Source organism: Phormidesmis priestleyi ULC007 (assembly GCF_001895925.1).
In the GTDB taxonomy this organism is placed as follows: Bacteria; Cyanobacteriota; Cyanobacteriia; order Leptolyngbyales; family Leptolyngbyaceae; genus Phormidesmis_A; species Phormidesmis_A priestleyi_A.
The window spans coordinates 26,653-27,452 of record NZ_MPPI01000009.1; the positions used below are offsets into that span (position 1 = coordinate 26,653).

Genomic DNA, 800 nt, shown 5'->3' on the forward strand with positions numbered 1-800 from the left:
TCAGCGTTGGGGGAAGCTTCTCTTTAGCAAAAGCAGACGTTCCAAAGAGCCTGAATCCCTTCCAGGGATTGAAACAAACCTCGACTTCGCAGCCTTGCGAGAGGTGCGGGTTCCAAAGAGCCTGAATCCCTTCCAGGGATTGAAACACTGAGACAGTGCTTTCAGCCCAACAAGCTCTTAAAGTTCCAAAGAGCCTGAATCCCTTCCAGGGATTGAAACAACCCCGATTCAATCGCTGCTAGAAATGCAGGCGGCGTTAGGTTCCAAAGAGCCTGAATCCCTTCCAGGGATTGAAACAAAGCTTGAAAATGCTTGTAAACAGGCATCTTCAGTTCCAAAGAGCCTGAATCCCTTCCAGGGATTGAAACTAGCTCAAAATCAACCCACCCCACACCGTAGGAAGTTCCAAAGAGCCTGAATCCCTTCCAGGGATTGAAACTTACGGCTTTGCGGAACGAATCGAGCGAATTGGGGGTTCCAAAGAGCCTGAATCCCTTCCAGGGATTGAAACCTATCCACCTTTCGGACGAACAGACGCACGATCGGTTCCAAAGAGCCTGAATCCCTTCCAGGGATTGAAACAGAATAGACAAGCCTAATGAGATGTTAATCGCTTAGTTCCAAAGAGCCTGAATCCCTTCCAGGGATTGAAACGCATCATTTAAGCGTAGGAATTATAGCAGCGAGTTCCAAAGAGCCTGAATCCCTTCCAGGGATTGAAACTCAGCGCTACCACCAAATTCAGCTAGCAATTGCCGTTCCAAAGAGCCTGAATCCCTTCCAGGGATTGAAACCGATCA

1 CRISPR repeat array is annotated in these 800 nt (G+C 48.5%).

The annotated features are described in order from the left end of the window. Positions 1 to 38: 38 nt before the first annotated feature. Positions 39 to 794: direct repeats of the CRISPR family, unit length 37 nt; unit sequence GTTCCAAAGAGCCTGAATCCCTTCCAGGGATTGAAAC. Positions 795 to 800: the final 6 nt, after the last annotated feature.